General features: G+C 65.2%; 27 protein-coding genes. 8 read left to right on the plus strand and 19 right to left on the minus strand.

From position 1 onward, the window contains the following. Positions 1-50: 50 nt before the first annotated feature. Positions 51-884, minus strand: a complete 834-nt coding sequence (locus LRP30_RS25960) for a LysR family transcriptional regulator (RefSeq protein ID WP_249761835.1) — start codon at positions 882-884, stop codon at positions 51-53. A 129-nt stretch (positions 885-1,013) separates the two neighbouring features. Here LRP30_RS25960 and LRP30_RS25965 point away from each other — a divergent pair, with 129 nt between their 5' ends. Continuing rightward, positions 1,014-1,607, plus strand: coding sequence for a cysteine hydrolase family protein (locus LRP30_RS25965; RefSeq protein WP_164940190.1), 594 nt, complete (start codon positions 1,014-1,016; stop codon positions 1,605-1,607). A 123-nt stretch (positions 1,608-1,730) separates the two neighbouring features. Here the strand turns inward: LRP30_RS25965 and LRP30_RS25970 are convergent, their stop codons facing one another. After that, positions 1,731-2,837: a DUF2778 domain-containing protein gene (locus LRP30_RS25970; RefSeq protein ID WP_164939647.1), complete on the minus strand. Its 1,107-nt coding sequence runs from the start codon at positions 2,835-2,837 to the stop codon at positions 1,731-1,733. Positions 2,838-3,516: 679 nt separating this feature from the next. Between LRP30_RS25970 and LRP30_RS25975 the strand changes: the two genes are divergently transcribed. Together LRP30_RS25975 and LRP30_RS25980 are read left to right on the plus strand one after the other, a co-directional pair. Then, positions 3,517-4,041, plus strand: a complete 525-nt coding sequence (locus tag LRP30_RS25975; protein ID WP_128940604.1) for a FecR domain-containing protein — start codon at positions 3,517-3,519, stop codon at positions 4,039-4,041. 62 nt (positions 4,042-4,103) lie between these two features. Beyond that, positions 4,104-5,993, plus strand: coding sequence for an adenylate/guanylate cyclase domain-containing protein (locus tag LRP30_RS25980; RefSeq protein WP_249756666.1), 1,890 nt, complete (start codon positions 4,104-4,106; stop codon positions 5,991-5,993). Between the two features lie 36 nt (positions 5,994-6,029). Here LRP30_RS25980 and LRP30_RS25985 read toward each other — a convergent pair whose 3' ends face one another. From LRP30_RS25985 to LRP30_RS26000, 4 genes are all read right to left on the minus strand, one after another. Next, entirely contained in the window at positions 6,030-7,532 is a 1,503-nt protein-coding gene (locus LRP30_RS25985) for a glycosyltransferase family 39 protein (RefSeq protein WP_249756667.1), read from the minus strand. A 6-nt stretch (positions 7,533-7,538) separates the two neighbouring features. Then, positions 7,539-8,672, minus strand: coding sequence for a glycosyltransferase family 2 protein (locus LRP30_RS25990; protein WP_128932962.1), 1,134 nt, complete (start codon positions 8,670-8,672; stop codon positions 7,539-7,541). A gap of 257 nt (positions 8,673-8,929) precedes the next feature. Continuing rightward, positions 8,930-9,124, minus strand: coding sequence for a hypothetical protein (locus LRP30_RS25995; protein WP_128932961.1), 195 nt, complete (start codon positions 9,122-9,124; stop codon positions 8,930-8,932). 87 nt (positions 9,125-9,211) lie between these two features. Continuing rightward, positions 9,212-9,577 carry a hypothetical protein gene (locus LRP30_RS26000; RefSeq protein ID WP_128932960.1) on the minus strand — a complete coding sequence of 122 codons (366 nt, stop codon included), beginning with the start codon at positions 9,575-9,577 and terminating at the stop codon, positions 9,212-9,214. 101 nt (positions 9,578-9,678) lie between these two features. Here LRP30_RS26000 and LRP30_RS26005 point away from each other — a divergent pair, with 101 nt between their 5' ends. Next, on the plus strand, positions 9,679-10,515 hold the full coding sequence (locus LRP30_RS26005) for a DUF72 domain-containing protein (RefSeq protein WP_128932959.1): 837 nt from the start codon (positions 9,679-9,681) through the stop codon (positions 10,513-10,515). Positions 10,516-10,523: 8 nt separating this feature from the next. Beyond that, on the plus strand, positions 10,524-10,985 hold the full coding sequence (locus tag LRP30_RS26010) for a DUF488 domain-containing protein (protein WP_128932958.1): 462 nt from the start codon (positions 10,524-10,526) through the stop codon (positions 10,983-10,985). Between the two features lie 180 nt (positions 10,986-11,165). Here LRP30_RS26010 and LRP30_RS26015 read toward each other — a convergent pair whose 3' ends face one another. The 6 genes from LRP30_RS26015 to LRP30_RS26040 all read right to left on the minus strand — a co-directional run bounded on the left by LRP30_RS26015 (position 11,166) and on the right by LRP30_RS26040 (position 17,164). Next, on the minus strand, positions 11,166-12,080 hold the full coding sequence (locus LRP30_RS26015) for a PhzF family phenazine biosynthesis protein (RefSeq protein WP_128932957.1): 915 nt from the start codon (positions 12,078-12,080) through the stop codon (positions 11,166-11,168). Positions 12,081-12,240: 160 nt separating this feature from the next. Then, the gene (locus LRP30_RS26020; protein ID WP_128956132.1) at positions 12,241-13,548 is read right to left on the minus strand and encodes an adenylate/guanylate cyclase domain-containing protein; all 1,308 of its coding nucleotides are present in this window, start codon (positions 13,546-13,548) and stop codon (positions 12,241-12,243) included. A gap of 30 nt (positions 13,549-13,578) precedes the next feature. Beyond that, complete coding sequence (locus LRP30_RS26025; RefSeq protein ID WP_128946572.1) at positions 13,579-14,742, minus strand: ABC transporter permease; 1,164 nt, start codon at positions 14,740-14,742, stop codon at positions 13,579-13,581. Positions 14,743-14,754: 12 nt separating this feature from the next. Further along, positions 14,755-15,687: an ABC transporter ATP-binding protein gene (locus tag LRP30_RS26030; RefSeq protein ID WP_128932954.1), complete on the minus strand. Its 933-nt coding sequence runs from the start codon at positions 15,685-15,687 to the stop codon at positions 14,755-14,757. Then, the gene (locus tag LRP30_RS26035) at positions 15,684-16,472 is read right to left on the minus strand and encodes an efflux RND transporter periplasmic adaptor subunit (protein ID WP_128940429.1); all 789 of its coding nucleotides are present in this window, start codon (positions 16,470-16,472) and stop codon (positions 15,684-15,686) included. Before LRP30_RS26035 ends, LRP30_RS26030 begins: the two co-directional genes overlap by 4 nt. Next, positions 16,469-17,164 carry a TetR/AcrR family transcriptional regulator gene (locus LRP30_RS26040; protein WP_091888919.1) on the minus strand — a complete coding sequence of 232 codons (696 nt, stop codon included), beginning with the start codon at positions 17,162-17,164 and terminating at the stop codon, positions 16,469-16,471. Before LRP30_RS26040 ends, LRP30_RS26035 begins: the two co-directional genes overlap by 4 nt. A gap of 108 nt (positions 17,165-17,272) precedes the next feature. On the opposite strand from LRP30_RS26040, the gene LRP30_RS26045 reads away from it, so the two are divergent. Genes LRP30_RS26045 through LRP30_RS26055 form a run of 3 tightly spaced genes read left to right on the plus strand, consistent with a single transcriptional unit; the run spans position 17,273 to position 18,504 of the window. Beyond that, positions 17,273-17,608 carry a metalloregulator ArsR/SmtB family transcription factor gene (locus LRP30_RS26045; RefSeq protein ID WP_128932952.1) on the plus strand — a complete coding sequence of 112 codons (336 nt, stop codon included), beginning with the start codon at positions 17,273-17,275 and terminating at the stop codon, positions 17,606-17,608. Continuing rightward, the gene (locus LRP30_RS26050; protein ID WP_128932951.1) at positions 17,605-18,078 is read left to right on the plus strand and encodes an SRPBCC domain-containing protein; all 474 of its coding nucleotides are present in this window, start codon (positions 17,605-17,607) and stop codon (positions 18,076-18,078) included. The genes LRP30_RS26045 and LRP30_RS26050 overlap by 4 nt, the downstream gene beginning before the upstream one ends. A gap of 12 nt (positions 18,079-18,090) precedes the next feature. Continuing rightward, positions 18,091-18,504: a GFA family protein gene (locus tag LRP30_RS26055; protein WP_128932950.1), complete on the plus strand. Its 414-nt coding sequence runs from the start codon at positions 18,091-18,093 to the stop codon at positions 18,502-18,504. Between the two features lie 105 nt (positions 18,505-18,609). On the opposite strand, the gene adhP is transcribed toward LRP30_RS26055, so the two are convergent. The 7 genes from adhP to LRP30_RS26090 form a co-directional block, all read right to left on the minus strand. Further along, entirely contained in the window at positions 18,610-19,635 is a 1,026-nt protein-coding gene (gene adhP, locus LRP30_RS26060; RefSeq protein ID WP_249756668.1) for an alcohol dehydrogenase AdhP, read from the minus strand. 135 nt (positions 19,636-19,770) lie between these two features. Beyond that, the gene (locus tag LRP30_RS26065; RefSeq protein WP_128932949.1) at positions 19,771-20,181 is read right to left on the minus strand and encodes a DUF2000 family protein; all 411 of its coding nucleotides are present in this window, start codon (positions 20,179-20,181) and stop codon (positions 19,771-19,773) included. Between the two features lie 174 nt (positions 20,182-20,355). Further along, positions 20,356-20,745: a DUF4189 domain-containing protein gene (locus LRP30_RS26070; protein WP_249756669.1), complete on the minus strand. Its 390-nt coding sequence runs from the start codon at positions 20,743-20,745 to the stop codon at positions 20,356-20,358. 209 nt (positions 20,746-20,954) lie between these two features. Further along, positions 20,955-22,559 carry a molybdopterin-binding/glycosyltransferase family 2 protein gene (locus LRP30_RS26075; protein WP_128932948.1) on the minus strand — a complete coding sequence of 535 codons (1,605 nt, stop codon included), beginning with the start codon at positions 22,557-22,559 and terminating at the stop codon, positions 20,955-20,957. Continuing rightward, entirely contained in the window at positions 22,556-23,257 is a 702-nt protein-coding gene (locus LRP30_RS26080; protein WP_128932947.1) for an XdhC family protein, read from the minus strand. Before LRP30_RS26080 ends, LRP30_RS26075 begins: the two co-directional genes overlap by 4 nt. A gap of 2 nt (positions 23,258-23,259) precedes the next feature. After that, on the minus strand, positions 23,260-23,583 hold the full coding sequence (locus tag LRP30_RS26085; protein WP_008564652.1) for an XdhC family protein: 324 nt from the start codon (positions 23,581-23,583) through the stop codon (positions 23,260-23,262). Positions 23,584-23,593: 10 nt separating this feature from the next. Then, positions 23,594-24,796, minus strand: coding sequence for a VWA domain-containing protein (locus tag LRP30_RS26090; protein ID WP_249756670.1), 1,203 nt, complete (start codon positions 24,794-24,796; stop codon positions 23,594-23,596). Between the last annotated feature and the right edge of the window lie 152 nt (positions 24,797-24,948).

Here is a 24,948-nt window from a genome sequence, read left to right on the forward strand (position 1 = left end):
TGTGAAGGGCCGCCAATGGGCGGCCCTCCGGTTTTCACGCGCTCTCGGGGTTATCGCCGCGCAAGCTCGCTGAAGCAGGCCCGCACCCAGTCGATCGTCACGCGGGTCGCGGCGTCGCGCTTGAGATGGTTTTGCACCAGCAGCCAGACGTCGCGCCGTTTCGGCAGCAGCGTGGCGCGCAGGCGGCGGTCGCCGAGCAAATCGGTGCAGCTGTGCTCCGGCAGCACGCCTGCGGCCCGGTGCGAGCGGATCAGCGTGCGGATGACGCGGACATTGTCGGTGACACAGCGCGGCCGGATTTTCTTCGTCCGCAGGAATTGCATCTCGGGAATGGTGCCGAGCTCGTCCGGATAGGCGCACAGCACCGGCTCGCCTTCGGTCGCGACCGGTTCGAAATAGTAGATGCGGATGTCGCCGAGTCTGGAGATCGAGAAATCGCCCTTGTCGGGCTTGCGCAGACGGATCGCCAGATCGGCCTCCCAGCGCGAGAATTTGACGTTCTCGCTCGAGGCCAGGAATTGCAGTATCAGGCCGGGATTGGCGCGCAGGAAGTCGCTCGCGCGCGGCGCCAGCACCTCCTCGGCGACTGCATTGGTCGTGGCGATGCGCAGTCGTCCCACCGGGCCCGGCAAGCTTTCACTGATGCGGCCGATCTCGGCGGCATGCACCGCCATGGCCTGGACGTGCGCCAGCACCGCCTCGCACTGACGGGTCGGCTTGCGGAGACCGTCCGCAGCCTCGAACAGGCGCAGGCCGAGCGCTCGCTCGATGCGCGACAGCCGGCGTCCGACCGTGGTCTCGTCGATGCGCAGCCGCGCGCTGGCGCCGGCATAGGTGCCCTCGTCCCTGACCGCGGCGATGATGCGAAGGTCGTCCCAATTCATGGCTTCAAGCCTATATCGGCCGGCATTGACCTGCAATATCGCAGCCATCGGCTGCAATATCCCTGCATATCAGCAGGCACCCGACGAGCTATGCTAGGTCAACGTTCCGCCTTGGAGATTCTGAAGATCATGACGCCCGCAAAGACCCTGCTGCAGCTCGCCGATGCCGACCTCACCCCGCCGCGTCTTGGCGACGCCGCGCTGGTGCTGATCGACATCCAGAATGAATATCTCGCAGGTCCCCTCGCCCTGCCCGACGCCAAGCCTGCGATTGCGCGGGCGGCTGCCCTGCTGGCACGGGCGCGTGAGCGCGGATCTGCGATCATCCATATCGCCCATCGCGGCAAATCCGGCGGCCTGTTCGATCGCTCCGCCGATCGCGGCGCCATCGTCGCCGAGCTCGCGCCGCGTGCGGACGAGCTCGTGATCGAGAAGGAGTTGCCGAACGCTTTCGCCGGCACTGACTTGCAGGCGCAGCTCGCCGCGAGTGGACGCAAGAACATCGTGCTGGCCGGCTTCATGACGCATATGTGCGTCAGCTCCACCGCCCGTGCCGCGCTCGATCTTGGCTTTCGCACGACCATCGATGCCGATGCCTGCGCCACGCGTGATCTACCCGACGGCCGCGGCGGCACGCTGGACGCCCGGACCATCCACGAGGTCGCGCTGGCCGAGCTGTCAGACCGCTTCGCGATCATCGCGCGCGGCGATGCGCTGACGTGAGTGCCGGCTGAATCTGGGCTTTTCCCCGCAAGGGGGCATTGAAGTCGGCCCAAAAGCGCGATGACGATTCATCCTCATCTCATCGCGCTTTAGACGGGCAGACATCGGCGGGCTTTGCCGACGTCACTCCACCCGCGCCAGCACCGCGAGCTTGCGGATGCCCTTGTTGCGGTAGGCGTCGAGGAATGCGTAATAGTCCTTGAACGACACGCAGCCGTTCGAATCGCCGTTCGGTCCGAGCATGAAGGTGTGTGCGAGCAAGCCGTCGCGGCCGTAGATCGCGCTCTCGCCGCCGACCGGGGTCAGGCGCAGCGCCGGCACGCCGTGGAACAGCGCCTCGCGCGGCTTCAGCGTGTAGATGTGCGGCGGCGTCACGCCGCGCATGCGGATTTTCGACGAGCGCGGGTCGTCGAGATTTGAGCCGAGGCCGGAATGCGCCTCTAGCTTGGTGCCGTCGGGCAGATAAACCGTCTTTGCGGTGATGTCGTAGACCGCGGTGTCGCGCTCATAGGGCGGCGCGCCGCCGAACATCGGGTTCTGCTCCTTCGGCGCGATGGACGCGGTAATGCTGGCATCGGCCGAGGCATAGGCGAGCAGCCCGCCGGACGGCTCACGCTTGCCCCAGAGCTTTTCGACCATCGACTGGCGCGGACCGGTGATCGACATCACCGCGGCCTTGGCGCGATCGGCGAAGGATTTTGGCTTTGCCTCGGGCGCCGGCACGATCTCGGCCGGATCGGCCGAGGCCAGCTGCACGCCTGCGTCAGCGCGCTTGGCCTTGCCAGCGTCCGCAATCTTGGCCGAGCCGTGCGGCTTCAGCGCGTCCGCGACCTTCGCGATCACGCTCGGCTTCGCGGCCTCCTTCAGCGCGTCCTTCGACGTTTCCTTGACCTCGGCAACCTTGGTTGCGGGCGCGGCAGGCGCGGCGCTGGCCGCGTTCGAGGCCACGCCTTGCGTCGCAGCCGCGGCAAAGCGCTCGTTGAACATCTCGCGCGAGATCGGCGCGGCCACCTGCAACCGGTCGGGCAAGAGCGCGAAGGCTTCCTTGACCGCCTCACCCGCCTCGCGCAGCGCAACCTTGGGCGCGCGCTTGATCACCGGCTCGTCGTAGCCGCTGTTGCCGACGGTTGGATAGACGCTGGCGCCGAGGATGTTGGTGTAGATGGTCCAGCCGGCGCCGATCACGACGCAGCCGATCGCCGCGGCGCCAAGCCAATTGTGGGTGGTCATTTTCCGGGAAGATTTCCGCGAATAATTCTTCGAGAATTTCTTGGACTTCCGTGCCGCGTTACTCTGCGCAGCGATACTCGTACTCATTCGCCTTGCGTCCAGGACGGTGTCACTCAGTCCCCCTTCGAAGCGCCGCTGGTCACGATCCGGGAACAGCATCTCGCAGAGGGTCGGAGCGTCATTAAGGCGACTTTTAGTTAAATGCGGATTAAGTTCAGGCGGATGTGGGGCAACTCGTTAATGCTGTCCCATTTCGAGAAAAAAGCCCGCAGAACTACGGACTTAGGCGAGACTGTTAACTATAATTCTCGGCCGGATCGGTGCGGTCAGCGGACCTCTTCGGCCGCCTTTGTAAACGCATCCAACCAAGTCAATTTCGTGGTCTTCAATACCGCCTCACCCTAGCGGCTGAGCATTGCGCGAGGCTGGTGGACTCCGCTTCCAGCAGCCCTGCCCTGAGCCGGCCGATCGCGGCAACAGCTCACGCGCATCTCACATCGCGAACGGAAGCGCTCATGCGGCACGGCGCCGTGACTGAAAGTTGATCGCGCCGGTCTGGCAATCGCCGCCACGAGAAAATAGCTCTCACCTCGGCACTTTTCAGCAGCCTCTGCGGGTGATACGGTGGCGTATCAACATCGCCTTGAAACTGTGCCGAGCACGCGAAACGGAGGCTGGCATGAGAGGCTTTTCACGCGCCGGGTTTTACGCCGTGGCGTGGTCATTGTTGTTGATTGGGTTTGCAAGTGCACAGCCTGCGACCAATGCGGGCTGCACGGCATCACCGTCGGTCGCGGGCACGCAAGTCTGGCGCTGCGACAACGGGATCACGATCGTTGCCGAAAACGGCGCCAGATTTGAACTAAAGGACGCCAACCGCGACGGACATATAGACTCCGTGGAGTTGAGCAGCAAAGCCCTGCTGATCGAGGTGCCCAAGAAGTCCGGCGGCAATCCGTTCAAGGTGCTGACGCCGCAGGCGATCGCCGCGGTGCGCGGCACGAAATGGGCGGTCGATGTCGCTGACGCCAAGACCTCCGTGTTCGTTGCCGACGGCCGTGTCGGCGTGAGCCGCAGGGCCCGTGGACGCGGTGTCGTGCTTGGACCGGGCGAAGGCGTCGATGTCGAGCCAACCGGCCCGTTGACCGTCAAGACATGGGGCCAGCCGCGCGTCGACGCGCTGATGGCGAGGCTTGGACAATAAGGCAGGGTCAAACAACGCTCGGCCGATGAGATTTGGACAATAGAAGATTGCAAACCGACCGCATGCGTAGCCGACGCGTTCAGATCCTGATGGCGCTCGTCCTCACCGCGCTGTGGGGCGCGGGCGTCTATGCCGCACACGCCAACGGCCATCTGCGCTTTCTCGACCGCCTCGAAGCGACGCTGACGGATTGGCGGACCCAGGTTCGCGGCGTGCAACGTCCGCCCGATCTCGTCACCATCGTCGCGATCGACGATACCGTGGTGAAGCGCGGCGGCAGCTATCCGCTGCCGCGCGCCGATCTCGCCCGTGTCGTCGACACCATCGTGCAATTCAAGCCGAAGGTCGTCGCGATCGACCTGCTGCTGGTCGACCGCAGCGCCGCGATCGGAGATGCGACGCTGGCAAATACACTTGCCACCGGTCCCATGGTGCTCGCCGCCGCGGCGATCTTCCCGGCCGCCAGCGAGACCGTGGCGCCGAGCAGCGAAGGTCCCCTCGCCGTCCTGCCGCAGGCCGAGCGCTTTCTGCTGCCGCTGCCTGCATTCGCCGACCATGCCGAGGTCGGCGTCGTCAATGTCGCGACGGGACAGTCGGGCTCGCCGCTCTCGGTGCCGATGCTGTTCCGGACGGCCGACAAGGTCGAGCTGTCGTTTCCCTTGCGCGTGGCGGCCCGCGCGCTGGACAAGCCGCTGACGATCGCGCCGGATCATCTCAGGCTCGGCGACCGCACGGTGCCGACCGACAGCGACTTCGCGCTGCCTATCACCTATTACGGCCCGCGCCGCACCATCCGCACCGTCAGCGCGCAGAGCATCTTCGACGGCACGCTCAACCGCGCGGTGATCGAGAACCGGATCGTCGTGATCGGCGCCGCGGTCGCCGGCGGCGGCGACTTCTACCCGACGCCGTTCGATTCGCTGATGCCCGGCGTCGAGGTGGTCTCGACCGCGATCACCCACCTTGTCGCCGGCGATAGCGTCGTGCGCGACCGCAGGGTCCATATCGCCGACGCACTCGCCGCGATCCTCTTGCCGATGCTGCTAGTCGGCCTGCTCGCCTGGCGGCGCAGTGCGCTCGGCGTCATGGCGGCGGCCGCGGTGATGCTCGCCTGGGCCGGGCTCAACGTGTTCGCGTTCACGCATGGGATCTGGCTGAACGCCGCGACCACGCTCGCGGCCACGGTGCCGCCAGTTGCGGTCTTTGCCGGCGTGCAGTTGTGGGCGGGAGGCCGCCGCACGCAATATCTCGCCGCCAAGAGCAGATCGCTAGCGCAATTCCAGGCGCCGGCGGTGCAGGACTGGCTGGCGCGCGATCCGAATTTCCTGTCCAAGCCCGTCCGCCAGGACGCAGCCGTGGTCTTCATCGATCTCTCCGGCTTCACGGCGCTGAGCGAACGGACCGATCCAGACGCGCTCCAGGACATGCTGAAGGCGTTTCACGCGCTGATCGACAAGACTGCGGTCGATTGCGGCGGCTTGATCACCGGCTTTCTCGGCGACGGCGCCATGATCCTGTTCGGCCTGCCGCGCGCCATGCCCGATGACGCGGTGCGCGCGCTGAAATGCGCGATCGACTTGCATCGCGGCGTCGAGCACTGGATCGCCTCGCTGCCGCCAGCGATCGGAGATCAGCTCGGCTTCAAGATCGGCGCGCATTTCGGCGAGATCGTCGCCTCCCGCCTCGGCGAAAGCCACCAGCACATCACGGCGACCGGCGACACCGTCAACGTCGCGAGCCGGCTGATGGAGATCGCCGCCCTGCACGACGCGCGGCTCGCGCTGAGCGATACGCTGCTGAATACCGCTGACTTCCACGGCGCTCCCGACGGCGTCCTGTCGGGCCCCCTGCTCACCCAAGTCCGCGGCCGCTCCGGCGTCGTGACCGTCTGGTTCTGGCGGGACCGCGATGGGCCGAGGCAGGCTGCGGCTGAGGCCGAGGTGATGGACTGAATTCGCCAGGACGACGATGCGGAGGCAGCGCGGCCGCTACCGCGCTTCCGGCGGCGGGGAGCGGTCGAGCACGTCGCCCTTGGCGCCTTCCAAGAGATCGATGCCGTAGGTCTCGACCACGAGCGGCCCGCGCTTGCGCTGCAATTGCGCAATCTGCGTCACCGTCGCAAAGAGGTCGTTGAGGGCGGGATGACCATCGCTGCGCAGCTCGTCGACATAGAGCAGCTTGCCGGCGAGCAGCTTGGGATCGGGCTCGGGCATGTTGACCCAGCGGATGCGCTGGCTCTGCTGCGCCACGCAGGTGCCGCGCGGTAGATAAAAGGCAAGCCAGCCCGTGGTTCCATAGTCCTGCGCGAGCACACAAGTCGCGCCACTGCGCATGCGCACGGCTTCGATCTCGGCAGCAAGATCGCGCCAACCGACGCCGACGCTGCGCACGGTGGCATCGCGGCGATATCCGGACAGCCAGCCAGTATTGGCCTGCACGATCAGGGCTGCAAACATCACGACGCCTGTTGGCGCGGCCCAGCGCAGGCAGAAATCGACCAGGCGCCGCTGGCGCGGCTTCCATTGCACGAGATTGGCGGCGGCGGCCGCGGCGACGATGAAGGGCGGATAGACCGGCGCGAACCAATTGGCCTCGACGCGCGCATGCAGGGAATGCCAGACGAAATAGGCGACGATGGTCCAGAACATCGTCTCGATCAGCACGCGCGAGGCCAATGCACCGGCCCGGTGCCAGGTCAGCGCATGCAGCCCCATCGCGCCCAGGATGAAGACGAGCGGGGTCGCGAACGCGATCTGGGTCGGGATCAGCTCGGCGATGAAGACGGGACGAAAGTCCTCGATTCTGGCGCGGCCAAGCTGCTTTGCGAACGAGACCCATTGATGGTCCGCATTCCAGAGGATCACTGGCGAGAACAGCGCAAGAGCAACGAGACCACCAAGATAGGGCCACGGCGTGAGGAACCAGGGCCTGAGCTTCGGCACGGCCGCGAGCCAGATCAGGATCGCGAGCCCGAAGAACAACGCCGTATATTTCGACAGCAGCGCCGCGCCAACGGCTGCGCCGACCGCGAGCCACCAAACGCCGCGGCCGGTCTCCAGCACCTTTGCGAGGAAGAACAGCACGAAGCTGGAGGCGACCAGCAGCGGCGCATCGGGCGTCACGATCAGCGTGCCGACCGACGCCATCATCGTCACGTTGAGCAGGATGGCGCTGTTCGCGGCCACGCGCGCGCCGCCGAACAGAATCGCAGCGGAGCGATAGACCGCATAGCTCATCGGCAGCGCCAGCAGGATCGAGACGAGGCGGACGCCGAGCTCGGTGTTGCCGGCGATCATGGTGCCGGCGCGGATAACATAGGCCACCATCGGCGGGTGGTCGTAGTAACCGCCCGCCAGATTGTTCGACCACATCCAGTAATAAGCTTCGTCGAAGGTGATCGGCGTGAACGCGGCGGCGACCAGTCGCAAGCCGACCAGCGCAAGAATTGCCAGCGCGGTGTTGCGGACGATCCCCGCGTCAGCTCCGCCCATATCGCGCTATTTCTTGCGCCAGACGAACAGTCCGGACATCGCGTAATTCCACACCACGCCCATCAGCGCGCCGGCCATGCCGGCCAGCCACCAGATCGGCTCCTGGTCGTAGACCGAGAAGGCGACGCCGACATTGGCGAGCAGGCCAACGCTACACACGATGTAGAAGGCGATCAGGCCGCGCAGCAGCGCAAGACCCTTCAGCCGCTGGTCGCGATAGGTGAGGAAGTTGTTGAGAATGAAGTTGCTGGTCATGGCGACGATGGCGCCGGCGGCCTGCGCCTCCGGGAACGGCACCTTGAACAGCTGAAGCGCGATGAACAGCGTGGTCAAGTGCACCACGAGGCCGATGCCACCGACCATCGCGAACAGGATGAATCGCAGCGAGACGATGTCGTTGCTCAGCTTGGCCAGGACGAGGCCGAGGAAGTCCAGCGCGACCATGGAATCGAGCTTGCTCTCGCCATGCTGGCGGGCGCCGAAGGTGTAGGGAATCTCGACCGCCCGCAAGCCGCCATGCGCGGTCGCGACGAGGTCGAGCAGGATCTTGAAACCGTGCACCGAAAGCTTTGGCGCGAGCTGCTCGAACCGATCGCGGCGAATCATGAAGAAGCCGCTCATGGGATCGGCGATCTCGACCCGCAGCATCTTCCTGGCGACCTCGGTCGCGAGGGCACTGGCGCCGGCGCGCTGCTTGTTGAAACCCTCGCTCTTGTAGCCCTCGATGTAGCGGCTGCCGACCACGAGGTCGGCCTCGTCGCTCGCGAGCAGCAACAGCATCTTCGGCAGTTGCGTCTCGTCGTGCTGGAGGTCGGCATCGATCACGGCCACAAAGGGGGCGCTCGAGGCGAGGATGCCCTCGATGCAGGCGCCCGACAGGCCGCGGCGGCCGATGCGGCGCACGCAGCGCACGCGGCTGTCGCGCTGCGCCAGCGCGCGCACGACGTCCCAGGTGCCGTCGGGCGAATTGTCGTCGACGAACACGACTTCCCAGGCGACGTTGATGAGTGTCGCCTCCAGCCGCCGGTACAGCACCGTGACGTTGTCGCGCTCGTTGAAGGTCGGGACGATGACCGACAGTTCCGGCCCCTCTTGAGCCTGCGGCAGGTTGTCGACGCCCGGTCTGATCGCTTCATTCATGACGGCAGCGTATATCCGCCACGTCATGCGCTGCCAAGTTCTTGCGCTACCAAGCCGGGGTTTCCAAGGGGAACGGCCCAAAAGAGGCCCTAAAATGCCAACGACCCCGGAACGGCGGACCGCGCGTACATCCGGCGCAGGCCCAAGCTATTCCAAGGTCGTCCCAGCGACGGAGTTTTCGCTCAACGTCGCCGTTGGAAGCTAGATAGGAACGACGAATCCGCTTCGCAAGGGGGCCAAAACCCGATTTTGGTGCCCTATTGGTTGGGGACTTCCCGAATCACCGGCCCTCGCGGCGCCGGAGCGGCCGGGGCTGCGGGTGCCGCAGTAGGGGCCTGCTCGACTTTCGCCGGCTTGCCGTACTGGCCGATCGGTCCGAACACGACGGCGACCGCAAGCACGATCGCCGCGACGATCGCGCCCAGAATGCCCCCCACCGACTCAGACGACATGGACCCATCCCTGTTCCAGATGCGCCCAGTGATACCATGGATGAGCGCGCAGCCGGAAGAGCTGCCGGGCAGCAACGGTCAATGGAGTTATTTCTGCGGCGGCCGGTGCTTGACGAAGGCCGTCACGATGTCCTTCTGCGCCGACTCCACCGCCCTGTTCGCGGTGGCGAGATGGGCACCGGAATCGACGTTGGGATATTGCGTGGTGAGATAGTCGAGCAGCACCACCCGGTAATATTGCCGCTCCGACGGACAGGCGCCCGCGACCGAACGGCCAAAATCTTGTTCCGACAGGCCCTGATTTGAGTCGCGGGAATATTCCCGCGCCAGGCAATGCCAGTAATCGTCGCGGCCCTGCTGGGCGAGCTTCTGTGCGCTTTTCGCATCGTCGTCATCCGCCATGGCAGCAGATGTCATCATGACGAGCGCGGCTCCCAGCAACAGCATCCGCATTCTTGTTCTCCTGCTTCGCGGGTCCGGCTCGCGAGCTTAGACGGGACGGGCCAACTGGCCAATCACAACTGGTTTGATTAGGATGAGGCCCCTCCCCGTCGATGCGAGATCCTTCCGTGGCCAAAGCAAAAACCGCGTCCAAAAAATCCGGCAACATCTTCATCGGCATCGGCGGCTGGACCTTCGAGCCCTGGCGCGGCGTGTTCTATCCGGAGAAGCTGACGCAGGCCAAGGAGTTGTCGTACGCCGCCTCGAAACTGACCTCGATCGAGATCAACGGCACCTATTACGGCTCGCAGAAGCCGGAGAGCTTTCGCAAATGGGCGAGCGAGGTGCCGGACGGTTTCGTGTTCTCGGTGAAAGGACCGCGCTTCGCCACCAACCGCCGCGTGCTCGCCGAGGCCGGCGATTCCATCAAACGATTCTACGATTCCGGCGTGCTGGAGCTCGGCGACCATCTCGGGCCGGTGCTCTGGCAGTTCGCGCCGACCAAAAAATTCGACGGCGCCGATTTCGGCAAGTTCTTGGAGCTGTTGCCGCGCAAGCTCGAGGGCCGCGCGCTGCGCCACGTCGTGGAAGTGCGCCATGACAGCTTCTGCACGCCTGACTTCGTCGCGCTGATCCGCGAATTCGAGACGCCGGTGGTGTTCGCCGAGCACGGCAAATATCCGGCGATTGCCGACGTCACCGGCGATTTCGTCTATGCGCGGCTTCAGAAGGGCAATGACGAGATCAAGACCTGCTATCCGCCGAAGCAGCTCGATGCCTGGGCCGAGCGCTTTCAGGCCTGGGCGTCGGGAAGCGAGCCCGACGACCTTCCGAAGGTTGACAAGGCCAAGCCCAAGAAGGAGCCACGCGACGTGTTCGCCTACGTCATCCACGAGGGCAAGGTGCGCGCGCCGCACGGCGCCATGGAACTCATCGCCCGTGTGAGCTGAGGTCTCCCATGGCAAAGGCGAAGAAGCTCTTCACCATCGGTTATGAGCAGACGCCGCCCAAGGCCGTGCTGGACGAGCTGGAACAGGCCGGCGTCAAGCTCGTGGTCGACGTGCGCGCGGTGACGTCCTCGCGACGGCCGGGATTCTCCAAGAAGCAGCTCTCCGCAGGACTCGACGAACGCGGTATCGCCTATATCCATCTCGCCGCGCTCGGCACGCCGAAGGAAGGCCGCCTCGCCGCCCGCAGCGGCCAATACGATGTGCTGGAAAAAATCTATTCACAGCACCTGAAGACGCCGCAGGCGCGAGAAGAGATGGACGAGCTCTCGGCGTTGGTGAAGAAGGCCGGCCCCGTGTGCCTGCTCTGCTACGAGCGCGACCACACCCACTGCCACCGCCAGATGATCGCGGAGATCATCGAGGAGCGCGATGGCGTGGCGGTGAAGAATTTGGCGGGGCGGCAGGTGTAGCTGCCGCCGTAGCCGTCATCCTGAGGTGCCGTAGCGAAGCGGAGGCCTCGAAGGACGACGGCGTGCCACCGAGGTGCGGTTCGGCCGTACATCCTTCGAGGCTCGCAAGGGCTCGCAGCTCAGGATGACGGGTCTACCCGCATGCGATGCGCTGCCCCGGAATGACGAGCTGAGAGCACCCTAGCCCTCTCCCGCCAACCGAAACGTCCCTTCCATCATCTGCACGCAGCTGCCGCCGACATGGGCCGAGATGATCTTGCCGTCCTGCTTGCGCACCCGCGTCAGCAGCAGACTCGGGCGGCCCATGTCAAAGCCTTGGCCGACCGTGAGCTTCAATTCGCCGTCGCGCGCGGGGTCAAGATCGGCGAACAGCGCGGCGGCCGCGACCGTGGCGCTGCCGGTGGCAGGGTCCTCGGCGAGACCGCCGGCGCCGCGCATGAACATCCGCGCTTGAAGCTCGCAGGGCGCCTCCGCCGCGGGCACATCGCGCGTATAGAACCAGGCCGAGACTGCGCCGTCGCGCGGAAATATCCTGCCGAAGGCCGCCGCGTCGGACCTCGCCCGCTTGAGCGCATCGCGCGAATGCAGCTCGATCACCAAAAATGGCGTTCCAACACCGACGACCTGCGGCGCGTGACGGTCGACCCTGATATCCTCCGCGCTGAGCGAGATGCAGCTCGCGGCATCCGCGGCCGACAGTTGCGACAACCGCGCCAGCGGCTGCGGCGCGGTGAGCTCGGTGCTCACCACCCGGCCCTGCTCCCGCCGGACGTCGACCGGCACGAGTCCGGCCTTCTCTTCGAACAGCAAGCGCGGCTTCGGCTCCTTGGCGATCGTCGCCAGCACGAAGGCCGTGCCGACATTCGGGTGACCCGCGAACGGCATCTCCCTGACCGGGGTGAAGATGCGCACCTCGGCATCATTCGCCTTGTCACGCGGCGGCAGCACGAAGGTCGTCTCGGAATAGTTGAACTCGGTGGCGATTGACTGCATCTGCTGAGTGGACAGCCCGCCGGCATCGAGCACCACGGCGAGCTGATTGCCGCCGAAGGCGCGGTCGGTGAACACATCGACGGTGATGTAGCGGCGCTGCATCTTTCACTTCCCCATGCAAGTCGCGGCCGCAACCGGCCGCATCGCCGACAAGTCTACAGGCCGGCGACATCGCCCGTCATGCCCCAAAATTCGGAGCAATCGGAGCATTCGCGGAAGCGACGTTGCGGGCGCCTTGCCTACGCCCCGCTCTAGACAGCGCTCACCCCAGCTGAAACACCGCGACCGGCCGCTCATAGCCGCGCACCTCGACCTCGCCGAGCGCGACGGCATCGCTGCCGTCGTCTCCCAGCGCCTCGCGCACGGACTCGGAGATCAGGAGCTGGGAGCCGAGCTCCTTGTTCAGCGCCTCCAGGCGCGAGGCGAAATTCACGGTGTCGCCGATGACCGTGTATTCCTTGCGCCGGGGCGAGCCGATGTTGCCGGCGACGACCTCGCCGAAATGGATGCCGATGCCGATCCGCAGCGGCCAGCTCGTCTGCGCGTTGATGCGGTCCATCGCCGTCAGCATCTCGCGGCCGGCAGCGACCGCGCGGTGCGCGGCGTCGGAGGCCTCCAATGGCGCGCCGAACAGCGCGAGAAAGCCGTCGCCCAAGAACTTGTTCACGATGCCGCCGTGGCGGTCGAGGATATCGACCAAAACGGCGAAGGCGCCGTCGAGCCGGTCGACTACCTCCTGAGGCGTGCGCGACTGCGCACCGGCCGTGAAGCCGCGGAAATCGACGAACATCACCGCGACGCGGCGGAGGTCGCCGCCTGCAGTCGTTCCCGCCGCCATCAGCCGCTCCACCACCTGCGGGGAGACGTGCTGGCCGAACAGATTCGTCACCCGGTCCCGCGCGGTGGTCGCCGCAATGCTCGCGGCAAATTGCCGCCGCAGCTGGGCGCCGACGGCGCCGGCGAGCACGCCGCAGATCAGGATGATGATGCTCCGCACGGCGTGGAAATAAATCAGGGGTTCGTCGGCCTCGCTCGCCGAATTGTAATACAGCGCGATTGCTAGAAGCCCGGCTGCGGCCACGAGCCCCGTGAAAGTGGAGAGCCAGAAATCGAGCCGCAGCGTCGAGAGAATGACGAAGATGAAGTACATCAGCGGCACGGCGAAGCCGAGCGCCTGGGTCGCGCCCATGGTCCGGATCTGGAGAATGAGGATCACCGTGGGCAGCGACGTCTCGATCAGCGTGCCGAGATAGCGCCTGATCACCGGCAGGTCGCGATCAAGGCGGAGGTTCTTCCTGATCTGGGTGTGGACCCAGACCTCGAACAGGATGAAGCCGACCAGAAGGCCGTAAATCTCGATGAGCCCTTCCGTTCCGCGCCAGACCCGGTTCACGACAGCGGGATCGATCAGGTAGATCGTGGTGAGGAACAACATCATGACGCAGCCCGTCATGATCAGCGCGCGCACCCGCGACAGCTCGGTGCGCAGCACCTCCCGCGTCAGCTCGCGCTCGAAATCCTCCGACAGCACGGCATGCTGCCGGGCTTTCCTGCTTGCAAACCTGACCATTTCACCCCTCGATTCCGGGGGCATTGTGCCTCAATCCAGCGTGCGGCGGAAGCGCGTCACGGCGATGGTCATGGCGAGCAGCATCAGGGCCGCCAGCGCCAGCGTGTCGAAGCGCAGGTTCTGCATGGTCGCGCCCTTCAGCATGATGGCGCGGACGATGCGCAGGTAATGGGTCAGCGGCAGGGCCTCGCCGACATATTGCGCCCAGGCCGGCATGCCCGCGAACGGGAACATGAAGCCGGAGAGCAGGATGCTGGGCAGGAAGAACATCATCGACATCTGCATGGCCTGGAGCTGGTTCTGCACCAGCGTCGAGATGGTGTAGCCGATCGACAGATTGGTGGTGATGAACAGCGTCGAGAGCAGCGCCAGCAGGAACAGATTGCCGAGCACGGGTACGCCGAACAGGCCGACGCCGATGCCGATGATGAGGAAGGCCTGCACGAAGCCGACCAGCACGTAAGGCACGATCTTGCCGAACATCACCTCGACCGGCTTGATCGGCATCGACAACAGGCTCTCCATGGTGCCGCGCTCGACCTCGCGCGTGACCGACAGCGCGGTGAAGATCAGCATGGTCATGGTGAGGATGGTGCCGACCAGGCCCGGCACGATGTTGAGGCTGGAGGCCGCGGCCGGATTGTAACGGGCATGCGCGCGGATCTCGAACGGCATCTCCGGGGGATCGCCGATGTAGAGATCGTGCTTGAGCGCGGTCTGCACCACCATGCCGAGCGAACCGATCGCCGAGCTCGCCGCAACGGGATCTGTGGCGTCGGCCGCGACCAGCAGCGCCGGCTTGTCGCCGCGCCGCACCGCCCGCTCGAAGCCGCGCGGGATCTCGACGCCGAACAGCACCTTGCCGGATTTCAGCAGATTGTCGAAATCTTCGACGTCGTGCACTTCATAGAGGAAGCGGAAATAGGCGGTGTTCTCCAGCGCCTTCAGGATCGAGCGGGCGAGATCGGAGTCCTCCTGGAGCAGCACCGCGCTCGGCAGATTGTGGGGCGTGGTATTGATGGCGTAGCCGAACAGCATGAGCTGCATCACCGGCAGCATCACGATCATCGCGAACGAGACGCGATCTCGCCTCAGTTGGATGAACTCCTTGATCAGCATCGCATAGGAGCGTCTCCAGAAGCCAAAGCGCTCCCGGATTTCGTGCTGTGGCGCGGGATGATCGACAGCGCTCATTGGACATTGTCCTTACTGGAAATTGTCCTTGGAATGGCTCATCAGCTCGATGAACACGTCTTCGAGCGATGGCGACGATTTCTGCCAGTCCAGGCCGCTCTTCTCGCGCCACGGCCCGATGCTGGCTTCGAGCGCAGCGACGTCGCGCCCCGAAACGTGCAGCGAGGTGCCGAACGGCGCCACCATGTCGATGCCGGGCTTACCGGTGAGCTCGGCCGCGAGCCCATTCAGGTCTTCGCCTGTGACAGTGTAGGTGGTGAGCGCGGATTTGGCGATCACCTGCTCCACCGTGCCATGCGTCAGGAGATGGCCATAGGCGATGTAGGCGATCTCGTGACAACGCTCGGCCTCGTCCATGTAGTGGGTCGAGACCAGCACGGTGAGGCCGTCGGCGGCGAGCGCATGGATCTCGTTCCAGAAGTCGCGCCGCGCCTTGGGATCGACGCCGGCGGTCGGCTCGTCGAGCAGCAGGAGTTGCGGATTGGGCAGCGTGCAGGCCCCTAGCGCCAGGCGCTGCTTCCAGCCGCCAGAGAGCTCGCCGGCGAGCTGCTCCTCGCGGCCGGAGAGCCCGAGTCGCTTGATCATGTCGCGAGCAGCGCCACGCGCGTCAGTGAGGCCATAGAGCCGGGCGACGAATTCGAGATTCTCGCGCACCGAGAGGTCCTGGTACAGGCTGAAGCGCTGAGTCATGTAGCCGACCTGGCGCTTGATCTTTTCGGCATCGCGGCGGATGTCGTATCCGAGGCAGGTGCCCTCGCCGCTGTCGGGCGTGAGCAGGCCGCAGAGGATGCGGATGGTCGTTGTCTTGCCAGAGCCGTTCGGCCCGAGGAAGCCGTAGATCGAGCCGCGCTTCACCTGCATCGACAGATCGTGCACGACCTCGCGGCCGCCGAACGACTTGGTCAGGCCCTTGACGTCGATCGCGATGCCGTTGCCGCCGCTCATCGCTTGTCCGCCACCGGTGTCTTCGGATTGAGATGGACGTCGATCGGCTGTCCGACGCGCAAGGCGTCGGGCCGCGAGGGCCGCGCCTGGATCAGATAGACCAGCTTGTTGCGCTCATCGAGGCTGTAGATGACGGGCGGGGTATATTCGGCCGAGGTTGCGATGAAATAGATCTTTGCGGTGAGATCGGCCGCGCAATTGTCGCAGGCGATGCGCACCGTGTCGCCGATGGCGAGCTTCGGCAGCTCGGCCTCCGGCACGAAGAAGCGCAGCTTCATGTTGCCGGGCGGCATGATCGAGAGCACCGGCCGCTGCGCCGCCACCATCTCGCCCTCGCGAAAATAGATCTGCTGGATGGTGCCGGCGACCGGCGCAAAGCCCTTGCGTCGCGCCATCCGCGTCTCCGACGTCGCCACCCGCGCTTGTGCGACGCGCAAGGCGGACACGGCGGAGTCCAGATTGGCCTGCGTGCCCGAGCCGGTCTTGTTCAGCGACGCCGCCCGGTCATAGGTTTGCTGCGCATTCGCCAGCGTCGCCTTGTTCTGGTTGAGATCGGCCAGCTGGAGATCGTCATCGACGGAATAGAGGTGATCGCCGACCTTGACTTCGTCCCCCTCGCGGACATTGAGCTTGGTCACCCGGCCGGCCTCGTCCGGGCTGACGAAGATCATGTCGGCCTCGACCCAGCCCTGGAATCCGGGATCGCGCTTCTCGTTGCAGGCTGCAAGCACGGTTGCGAGCACGACGGCCAATGCAAATCTAAAAATCGCTCGTGACGACCTCATGTCGTCCTCCGTTCGCCAAAAATCAAATCGAGATGAACGCGCAGCATGTCCTGCGCGTCGAGCGGCGCATGCCGCACAAAAAGGCTCTGCCAGATCACCGCGATCATCGCGGGCGCGACCAGTATCTGTGGATAGCGCGCGAGATCCTTCTCCCGAATCTCGCCGCGGGCGATGCCGAGCTCGATCAGCGCGCGCATGGCGGCAATCCCGCGCGAGACCACTTCGCGGTAGTAGAAATCGGCAACGGATGGAAAGCGCGGCCCCTCCGCCACGATCAGGCGGACGAGATCGCCGCGCCTGGTGCCGATGACCTCCTTCAGGAAGTTGCCGGCGAAGGCCTCTATCAGGTCGCGCACCGAGCCCACCGGCGGCGGCAGCGCCGTGAGGCGCGTGACCACCGGCACGATGACAATGCGCACCAGCTCCTCGAACATCGATTCCTTGTCCTTGAAGTGCAGGTAGATCGTGCCCTTGGCGACACCGGCGCGCTTCGCGATGTCGTCGAGCCGCGTCGCGGCAAAGCCGCGCGTGATGAACTCGTCCATCGCCGCCTCCACGATCGCTGCACGCCGCTCCGCGGCCCGGGCGGCGCGGTTTGACACGCGGGCCTCGGCGTCAGCGCCGGCTTCGGGTGCGTGGCTCCCGGCTCGGGCCACGGATGCAATCGCTGTTCTGGCGGGCTTCTTCGTCATTTGCTATTTATGACTGACTAGTCAGTCATTGTCAATCAACGAAGAAGTCGAGGCCGACACGACAAATTAGTGTTTACTAATGAATTAGCACATGCTAATGCGTTTCTCATGATGGAAGTCACCCCCAACCCCGTAACCGCCGTGATGCGCGCCCTCGCCGACCCAACGCGCCGCGCGGTGTTCGAACGCGTCTTCGACAGCAGGGAAATCAGCGTCGCCGAGCTGACACGCGGCAGCGGCGTGACCCAAGGCGCGATCTCGCAGCACCTGAAATCCCTCAAGCAAGCCGGCCTCGTCGCCGAGCGCGCCGAGGGCCGCAATGTCTACTACCGCGTCGCGCCGCGCGGCCTCGAGCCGCTGATCACCTGGATGGACCACTACGGCGTGTTCTGGCGCGAGCGCTTCCAGAACCTGCGTGACCTCTTGAAGGAGATCGATCCGTGAATGCAGCCGAGTTGAAAGCCGAGACCCAAGACAACATCCGGGACATCGTCATTGACGAAGTGCTCCCTCATGCGCCGGAGACGATCTGGAAGGCGCTGACCAGCGCGCAGTTGATCGCGCGCTGGCTGATGCAGCCGACCGGCTTCGAGGCGAGTGAAGGCAACACCTTCACGTTCCAGACCACCCCTGGCGGCGCTTGGGATGGCGTCATTCATTGCCGGGTTCTCGAGGTCGTGGCCAACAGGCGCCTCGTCTACGCCTGGAAGGGCGGCGATGAGCGCAACACCGGTTACGGCGCGCCGCTCGACACTGTCGTGACGTGGTCCCTCACCCCGGTCGAAGCCGGCACGCGGATTCGCCTTGTCCATGCGGGCTTCGTGATGCCCAGGAACGAGTCGGCCTACAACGTGATGAGCGGCGGCTGGAAGAAGGTCGTCAGACAGCTCGACGAGATCAGCGGCGAGAAGTGAGGAGATATCGCGATGGACAAGCCTTTTACTGGCGGCTGCGCCTGCGGCGCAATCCGCTATTCGATTGCCGGTGAGCCGCTGTTCAGCAATCACTGTCAATGCCGGGACTGCCAGCGGGAAAGCGGCAGCGGCCATGGCTCGTACGCAACGTTCGCGCGCGCCGGCGTCACGCTGACCGGCGAAGCGAAGCATTGGGACATGGTCGCCGACAGCGGCAACGTGAAGACACGCGGCTTCTGCACACAATGCGGCGTGCCTGTGTACATGACCTTCGCGGCACAGCCTGGCGTCTTCACGATCCGCGCCGCAACCCTCGACGAGCCCGGCCGCTACAAGCCGCAGGCGGTCACTTTCGCCGCGCGCGGCTATGACTGGGATCGCCTCGACGCCAGCCTGATAAAGTTCGAAGGCATGCCGCCGGGGTGAGATGCTAAAGCGCGATGAGATTGGGATGAATCGTCATCGCGCTTTAGGTTGTTGTTTGAGCATGATCTGTTCGGAAAACCGCTTCGCACTTTTCCGGATCATGCTTTAGCCAAAATCCAGCACCATGCGGCCGTCGATCTTGCCGGCCTTCATGCGGTCGAAAACGTCGTTGATTTGCGTGAGCGGCACCTTCGTCACCTCGGCCTTGACCTTGCCGTCCGAGGCAAACGCGATGGCTTCGTCGAGATCGCGCCGTGTGCCGACGATCGAGCCGCGCACGGTGATGCGCTTGAGCACGACATCGAAGATCGGCGTCGGGAATTCGCCCGGCGGCAGGCCGACGAGGCTGACGGTGCCCTTGCGGCGCACCATCTTCAGTGCCTGGGCGAACGCTGCGGTCGACACCGCCGTCACCAGCACGCCATGCGCCCCGCCCCCTGTTGCCGCAAGAACATTGTCCACGGCGCCTGCCGCGAGTGCGTTGACCGCGAGATCGGCGCCGGCCTCACGTGCGAGCGCGAGCTTGTCCTCGGCGATATCGACCGCCGCGACCTTGAGCCCCATCGCCTTGGCGTACTGAATTGCGACATGGCCGAGCCCGCCGACGCCTGAGATCACGACCCACTCGCCGGGTCGCGCCTCGGTCTCCTTCAATCCCTTGTAGGTGGTAACACCGGCGCAGAGGATCGGCGCAATGGCCGCGAAATCGACGCTCGCCGGCAGCTTTGCGGCGAAGGCGGCCGAGGCGATGACATATTCGGCGAAGCCGCCGTTCACGCTGTGGCCGGTGTTGTGCTGGTGCTCGCACAGCGTCTCCCAGCCGGTCTCGCAATATTCGCAAGACATGCATGCATCGTGCAGCCAGGCGACGCCCACGGCATCGCCGACCTTCAGGTTCTTCACGCCGGACCCGACCGCGGCGACGATGCCGGCTGCTTCATGGCCGGGAATGAAGGGCGGCACCGGCTTCACCGGCCAGTCGCCGGACGCGGCGTGCAGATCGGTGTGACAGACGCCACAGGCCTTCACCTTGACCAGAACCTCGCCCGGACCGGGCTGCGGCACCGGCACGTCCTCGATCACCAGCGGCTTGCCGAATTGTCTGACAATTGCGGCTTTCATGGTCGGCATCGGTCTGCTCCTTTGCATTACAGACTGAGACTAGCGATACCGAGCGGTCCTCCTTTGATGGGCGTCAAACAGCACAAACTTTGCGCAACCCGATCGCCATCACGACACGACGGACGACGTGACGCGCCTGCGGGCTCAGCTATGGAACTTGAGGCCGTCGATGATCTTGTCGATTACCTTGCGCTCGGCGCGCATCGCGATGCCGACGAGATTGAGGTCGGTGCGCATCACCGCCCTCACCACTTCGCGATTGGCGGCGTCATGCGTCGTCTTGAACATGTCCTCGGTATAGACTGCCGGCTTGACGTTGCGCGTCAGCGCCCGGTCGAGCGCGCGCGATAATGCCGGACCATCGGCGCCATAGATCAGGATCGGCTGGCCGATCAGCGCATGATATTTCGTGCCCGAGGCGTCCTCATAGGCTTCGCCGATGCATTCCGGAAAGGCCGCGGCAATGCCGCTCGTCAGGAAAGACGCGACGTTGAGCTTCTGCCAAGCCTGAAGATCGGTGCGGATCACGACAGCGATCTTGGTGTCGAACTGCATGTGTATTCCTAGATGTCATTCCGGGCGCGCCACTTGGCGCGAGCTCTGATGCGCTGCGCATCGAGAATCCATCGCGTCCCAAAGTCGGGGGAGGCTCGATGCTCAGGTCCGCGCACCGCGCGGTACCGTTGCATCGCCCCGGAATGACAGCAAGAGGAATCAGCGCTCGAAGGATCAACCCTTGGCGTCGCAGGCCCAGGCGCGGATCACGCATTCCTTGCCGCCATATTTGTAGCATTCGCGCGTGGCGGCATTGAGCGAGTCCGAAATCTTCGGCTTGACGGCAAAGCCATAAGCGCCGCAGGGATTGGCGAGATCGACCGACATCGCAGCGCAGGCGCGCTTCATCGTCACGGTCGTGCAATCGCCCTTGCACAGTTTCTGTGCCGCGGCGCGCGCCTCGTGCTCGGCGCCGTAATCATAGGCCTGGCCATACGCGCCGCACTTGCCGACCGCAATAGCGCCCGCCGCGTGGGCTTCGGTGATGTAACGGGCGCCGGAGACACAAACCGACAACGCAAAGAAAAACATCGCGCAACGGCGCGCGACGACGTTCGAAGCCATGGAAAAACCCCTCCCCCCAAGGCAGGTGGAGGGACTCTAAGCGGGGGTCGTTTCCAGATGGTGAACGGGTGGTTGAAATCGGAGGGGTGAGAGATGCCGAAAGGTGGGCAAAGGCGCAGCGCCGTGCCCACCAATCTGTCCTCACAACTACCTGCAAATTGGTGGGCACGCTTCGCTTTGCCCATCCTACGGCAGCGTTTACGGAAGCGTCATCCGCGTCTTGCCGCTTCCAGCGCCTGCGGGGTGTCGATGTCGAGGAAGGCGCTCTCGCCATCCACGGGCACTTCGGCCACCGCTTCAGTGTGCTTGGCGATCAGATGCCGCGCGCCGACATCGCCGTCGAGGGTCAACAACTCCTTGAAGAAGCGGCGCGACCACAGCACGGGGTTGCCACGGCGGCCTTCGCTGACGGGCACGACGATGAGGTTGCCGCGGTCGGGTGCAAAGCCGTCGATGAGGTGGTCGATCAGACCGGCGTCGATCAGCGGCATGTCGCCGAGGCACACCAGGGCGCCGTCGCAGGTCTCGGGCACGGCGGCGATGCCGGCCTTGACCGAGCTTGCGATGCCGCCGGCGAAATCCGGGTTGCGGACGAACTTGACTTTCAGGCCTTGCAGTGCCTGCTCGACCAGTTCGGCCTGATGTCCGGTGACGACGATCACCTCGGACGCCTTCGAGGCCAGCGCCTGCTCGGTGGCGATCCGCACCAGCTTCTTGCCGTTGAACTCCGCGAGCAGCTTGTTCGGTCCGCCCATCCGCGTGGAGCGGCCGGCCGCCAGAACGATGGCGGCGACCTGGCTGTTGCCCTCGGTCTCGGGTTTTGCGCGCGGCTGCGGCCGCGTCACGATCTCCATCAGGAGGCCGCCGACACCCATGCCCATCAGCTCGGACCGCGTCACCTTGATGCCGGCGAGCAGCCGCATCAGCACCCAGTCAAAACCGTTCTCGACCGGCGAGCGCGCGCAGCCCGGCGCGCCCAGCACCGGCACCTCGCCGGCGCGCGCGATCAGCAGCAGATTGCCGGGATCGACCGGCATGCCGAAATGCTCGATCTCACCACCGATGCCGGTGACCGCCGCCGGGATCACGTCGCGGCGGTCGGCGATGGCGGACGCGCCGAACACGATGACGAGCTCGGCGCCAAGGCCCAGCAACTCCTTGATCGCAGCCGACAGCACCTGCTCCTCATGCGGGACCCGTCGCTCGGCGATGATGCTGGCGCCGGCCGGCGCAAGCCGCTCGGCGGTAACACGCAGCGTCTTGTCGATGACCTTGGATGACAGGCCCGGCAGCAGCGTCGAAACCACCCCGACACGCTTGACCACATAAGGCGCTACTCTGAGCACGTCCTTGCCGGCCGCCTTGACCGCGGCATCGCGCAAACCCTCTTCGACGCCGAACGGGATGATCTTGACGGTGCCGACCATCTCGCCCTCGACCACCGGCTTGTAGGCGGCGAGCGTGGCAAAGGTGATGGCCTCGTCGACATTGTTGATGCGATCGACCGCGGCGCGGTCGATCACCAGCACGCCCGCCCGCGCGGCGAACAGATTGGCGCGGCCGGTGAAGGCGCGCTCGACATGGATGCCCTCGCCGCCGACGGCAAGCGCGATGCTGGCGGCCGCAACGTCCTCGGAGACGTCGCCAGCCTCCATGCGCACGACCACGATGTCCTTGATCCCAGCGCGCTCCAGCGCCTCGACCTCGGCGGGGCCGATCGTCGTGCCTTTCTTGAGCACCAGCGGTCCCTGGCGCAGGGTGTGAACGGTCACCCCGCCGATCGCATCCTTGGGGCTCGCCGGGCCGAACTTCATGCCGCTTCTTCTTTTTGTTTTGGAGGCAGCCGCAGCACCGCCGTGATCTCGGCCATGATCGCCACCGCGATCTCGGCCGGAGAAACCGCGCCGATCGCAAGGCCAATGGGCGCGTGAATGCGCGCGATGTCGCTCTCCTTGGCGCCCTGCGCCCGCAGCCGGTCGCCGCGCTTCGCATGTGTCTTCCGCGAGCCGAGCGCGCCGATGTAGAAGCAGTTGCGCTCGAAGGCGTGCAGCAGCGCGGGATCGTCGATCTTGGGATCGTGCGTTACCGCGACGAAAGCGGTGTAAGCATCGACATTGAGCGACGGCAGCGCCGTGTCAGGCCATTCCGCGACGAGCGGAATGTCGGGGAAGCGCTCGGGGCTCGCAAAGGCCGTGCGGGGATCGACGACCGTGACGTCGTAGCCGAGCGAGCGTGCCAGCGGCGCCAAGGCCTGGCTGATATGCACCGCGCCGACGATGACGAGTTTTGCGGTCGGCGCGTATACGTTGAGGAACAGCTTCTTGCCGCCGGCCTCGACATTGGCGCTCTTGCCCATACGAAGCTGCTTGTCGAGTTCTGCGTGCAGCGGATCTTTGGCAAAGTCCTTGGCTTTCACCAAGCGCTGCTCGCCGCTCTCGGTGTCCGTCACCAGAATCACCGGCCGGCGCGCGGCGCGCTCGGCGTTGAGTTCGTGCAGGATCGCGAACTTCACGACTAACCCACCTTCTCGACGAAGACGCGGATGGTGCCGCCGCAGGACAGCCCGACATTCCAGGCGGTCTCGTCAGCAACGCCAAACTCCAGCATCTTGGGCTTGCCGCTCTCGATCACGTCCATGGCCTCGGTGACCACGGCGCCCTCGACGCAACCGCCGGAGACGGAGCCTAAGAACGTGCCCTCGTCGTTGATGACGAGGCTCGAGCCCGCCGGGCGCGGCGCCGAGCCCCAGGTCTCCACCACAGTGGCGAGCGCAACGCCACGGCCGGCCTTTTGCCAGTCCTCCGCTGCCTTCAGAATATCCTCGTCGCGATCGAGCATGGCTGGCCTCTCAAGCTGCGGAGCGGATCAGGCTGCGGTGATGCGGCGGCAGCGGCCGGGAGAGCGTGGTGATCAGCTCCTGGATCGAACTCAAATTATGTACCGGGCGGAATTCGTCAACGTGGGGCAGCATCATTTTGATGCCCTGCGCCTTGGCCTCGAAGCCGCCGAACCGGAGCAGCGGGTTCAGCCAGATCAGCCGCCGGCAGGAGCGGTGCAGCCGGTCCATCTCGAAGGCCAGCTTGGAATCGGCCTCCCGCTCCAGCCCGTCGGAGATCAGCAGCACGATGGCGCCCTGGCTCAGCACGCGCCGTGCCCACAATTTGTTGAAGTTGTGCAGCGAGGCCGAGATCCGCGTGCCGCCGGCCCAGTCCTCGACCGAGGCCGAGCAGCTTGCCAGCGCCTCGTCGGGGTCGCGCTGGCGCAGGGCGCGGGTGACGTTGGTCAGCCGGGTACCGAACAGAAACACCGAGACGCGCTTGCGCGCATCGGTGATGGCATGCAGGAAATGCAGGAAAAGGCGGGTATATTCGCTCATCGAGCCCGAGATATCGAGCAGCGCGACGATCGGCGCGGGCTTCTCGATACGTCCAAGGCGATGGATGTCGATGATGTCGCCGCCGGTTCGTAAAGATGCGCGCAGCGTGCGGCGCAGGTCGAGCCGCAGGCCGCGCGGATCGGGTCGTTGCCGGCGCGTCAGGAGCTCGGCTTGCGGCAGGTGCATCCGCTCGACGGCGCGGAGCGCCTCGGCGATTTCAGCCGCGCTCATCTGCGCAAAGTCCTTCTTCTGCAGGATCTCCTTGTCGGAGACCGACAGGCGCAGATCCTGCTCCTGGTGCTGCGGCATCTCCGTCATCCGCGGCTGCGACATCGCCTCCTGCACACGGCGGGAGCCTGCCTGCGGCTTCTTCCTGGCCTGCTCCGGCAGCGGCACCGAATCCAGCATGTGCTTCCATTCTTCCGAGGCGCGGAAGAACAGGTTGAAAGCCTGCTTGAAGATCAGCGCATGCTCGTGGCGCTTGACGAAGATCGCCTCGAGCGTGGTGAAGACATCGGCGCGACTGCCGATGTCGATCACCTGGAGCGCGCTCATGGCGTCGATGGCGGCGCCCGGTCCGACCGGCATGCCAGCTGCACGCAGCGCGCGGGCAAAGCCGACGATGTTGTCGGCGAACTGCTCGGTTTGCTCCGGGGCAAGGTGATTGATGGCCATGGTCGTATCCATCCCCTCGTCATTCCGGGGCGCGCCCTCTTTGGCGCGAGCCCGGACTCCATTCATCCACCGACTCTGCGGCCCGATGGATTCTCAGGTGGGCAATTGCGCACCGTAGCTCGCGCTACGCGCGCCCCGGAACGACGAACTCA

It is taken from the genome of Bradyrhizobium sp. C-145, assembly GCF_023375135.1.
GTDB lineage: Bacteria > Pseudomonadota > Alphaproteobacteria > Rhizobiales > Xanthobacteraceae > Bradyrhizobium > Bradyrhizobium zhanjiangense.

Coding starts and splice junctions, on each gene's coding strand:
- LRP30_RS25960 (WP_249761835.1), bottom strand. CDS start 884: ATGAATTGGGACGACCTTCGCATCATCGCCGCGGTCAGGGACGAGGGC.
- LRP30_RS25965 (WP_164940190.1), top strand. CDS start 1,014: ATGACGCCCGCAAAGACCCTGCTGCAGCTCGCCGATGCCGACCTCACC.
- LRP30_RS25970 (WP_164939647.1), bottom strand. CDS start 2,837: ATGACCACCCACAATTGGCTTGGCGCCGCGGCGATCGGCTGCGTCGTG.
- LRP30_RS25975 (WP_128940604.1), top strand. CDS start 3,517: ATGAGAGGCTTTTCACGCGCCGGGTTTTACGCCGTGGCGTGGTCATTG.
- LRP30_RS25980 (WP_249756666.1), top strand. CDS start 4,104: ATGCGTAGCCGACGCGTTCAGATCCTGATGGCGCTCGTCCTCACCGCG.
- LRP30_RS25985 (WP_249756667.1), bottom strand. CDS start 7,532: ATGGGCGGAGCTGACGCGGGGATCGTCCGCAACACCGCGCTGGCAATT.
- LRP30_RS25990 (WP_128932962.1), bottom strand. CDS start 8,672: ATGAATGAAGCGATCAGACCGGGCGTCGACAACCTGCCGCAGGCTCAA.
- LRP30_RS25995 (WP_128932961.1), bottom strand. CDS start 9,124: ATGTCGTCTGAGTCGGTGGGGGGCATTCTGGGCGCGATCGTCGCGGCG.
- LRP30_RS26000 (WP_128932960.1), bottom strand. CDS start 9,577: ATGCGGATGCTGTTGCTGGGAGCCGCGCTCGTCATGATGACATCTGCT.
- LRP30_RS26005 (WP_128932959.1), top strand. CDS start 9,679: ATGCGAGATCCTTCCGTGGCCAAAGCAAAAACCGCGTCCAAAAAATCC.
- LRP30_RS26010 (WP_128932958.1), top strand. CDS start 10,524: ATGGCAAAGGCGAAGAAGCTCTTCACCATCGGTTATGAGCAGACGCCG.
- LRP30_RS26015 (WP_128932957.1), bottom strand. CDS start 12,080: ATGCAGCGCCGCTACATCACCGTCGATGTGTTCACCGACCGCGCCTTC.
- LRP30_RS26020 (WP_128956132.1), bottom strand. CDS start 13,548: ATGGTCAGGTTTGCAAGCAGGAAAGCCCGGCAGCATGCCGTGCTGTCG.
- LRP30_RS26025 (WP_128946572.1), bottom strand. CDS start 14,742: ATGAGCGCTGTCGATCATCCCGCGCCACAGCACGAAATCCGGGAGCGC.
- LRP30_RS26030 (WP_128932954.1), bottom strand. CDS start 15,687: ATGAGCGGCGGCAACGGCATCGCGATCGACGTCAAGGGCCTGACCAAG.
- LRP30_RS26035 (WP_128940429.1), bottom strand. CDS start 16,472: ATGAGGTCGTCACGAGCGATTTTTAGATTTGCATTGGCCGTCGTGCTC.
- LRP30_RS26040 (WP_091888919.1), bottom strand. CDS start 17,164: ATGACGAAGAAGCCCGCCAGAACAGCGATTGCATCCGTGGCCCGAGCC.
- LRP30_RS26045 (WP_128932952.1), top strand. CDS start 17,273: ATGATGGAAGTCACCCCCAACCCCGTAACCGCCGTGATGCGCGCCCTC.
- LRP30_RS26055 (WP_128932950.1), top strand. CDS start 18,091: ATGGACAAGCCTTTTACTGGCGGCTGCGCCTGCGGCGCAATCCGCTAT.
- adhP (WP_249756668.1), bottom strand. CDS start 19,635: ATGCCGACCATGAAAGCCGCAATTGTCAGACAATTCGGCAAGCCGCTG.
- LRP30_RS26065 (WP_128932949.1), bottom strand. CDS start 20,181: ATGCAGTTCGACACCAAGATCGCTGTCGTGATCCGCACCGATCTTCAG.
- LRP30_RS26070 (WP_249756669.1), bottom strand. CDS start 20,745: ATGGCTTCGAACGTCGTCGCGCGCCGTTGCGCGATGTTTTTCTTTGCG.
- LRP30_RS26075 (WP_128932948.1), bottom strand. CDS start 22,559: ATGAAGTTCGGCCCGGCGAGCCCCAAGGATGCGATCGGCGGGGTGACC.
- LRP30_RS26085 (WP_008564652.1), bottom strand. CDS start 23,583: ATGCTCGATCGCGACGAGGATATTCTGAAGGCAGCGGAGGACTGGCAA.
- LRP30_RS26090 (WP_249756670.1), bottom strand. CDS start 24,796: ATGGCCATCAATCACCTTGCCCCGGAGCAAACCGAGCAGTTCGCCGAC.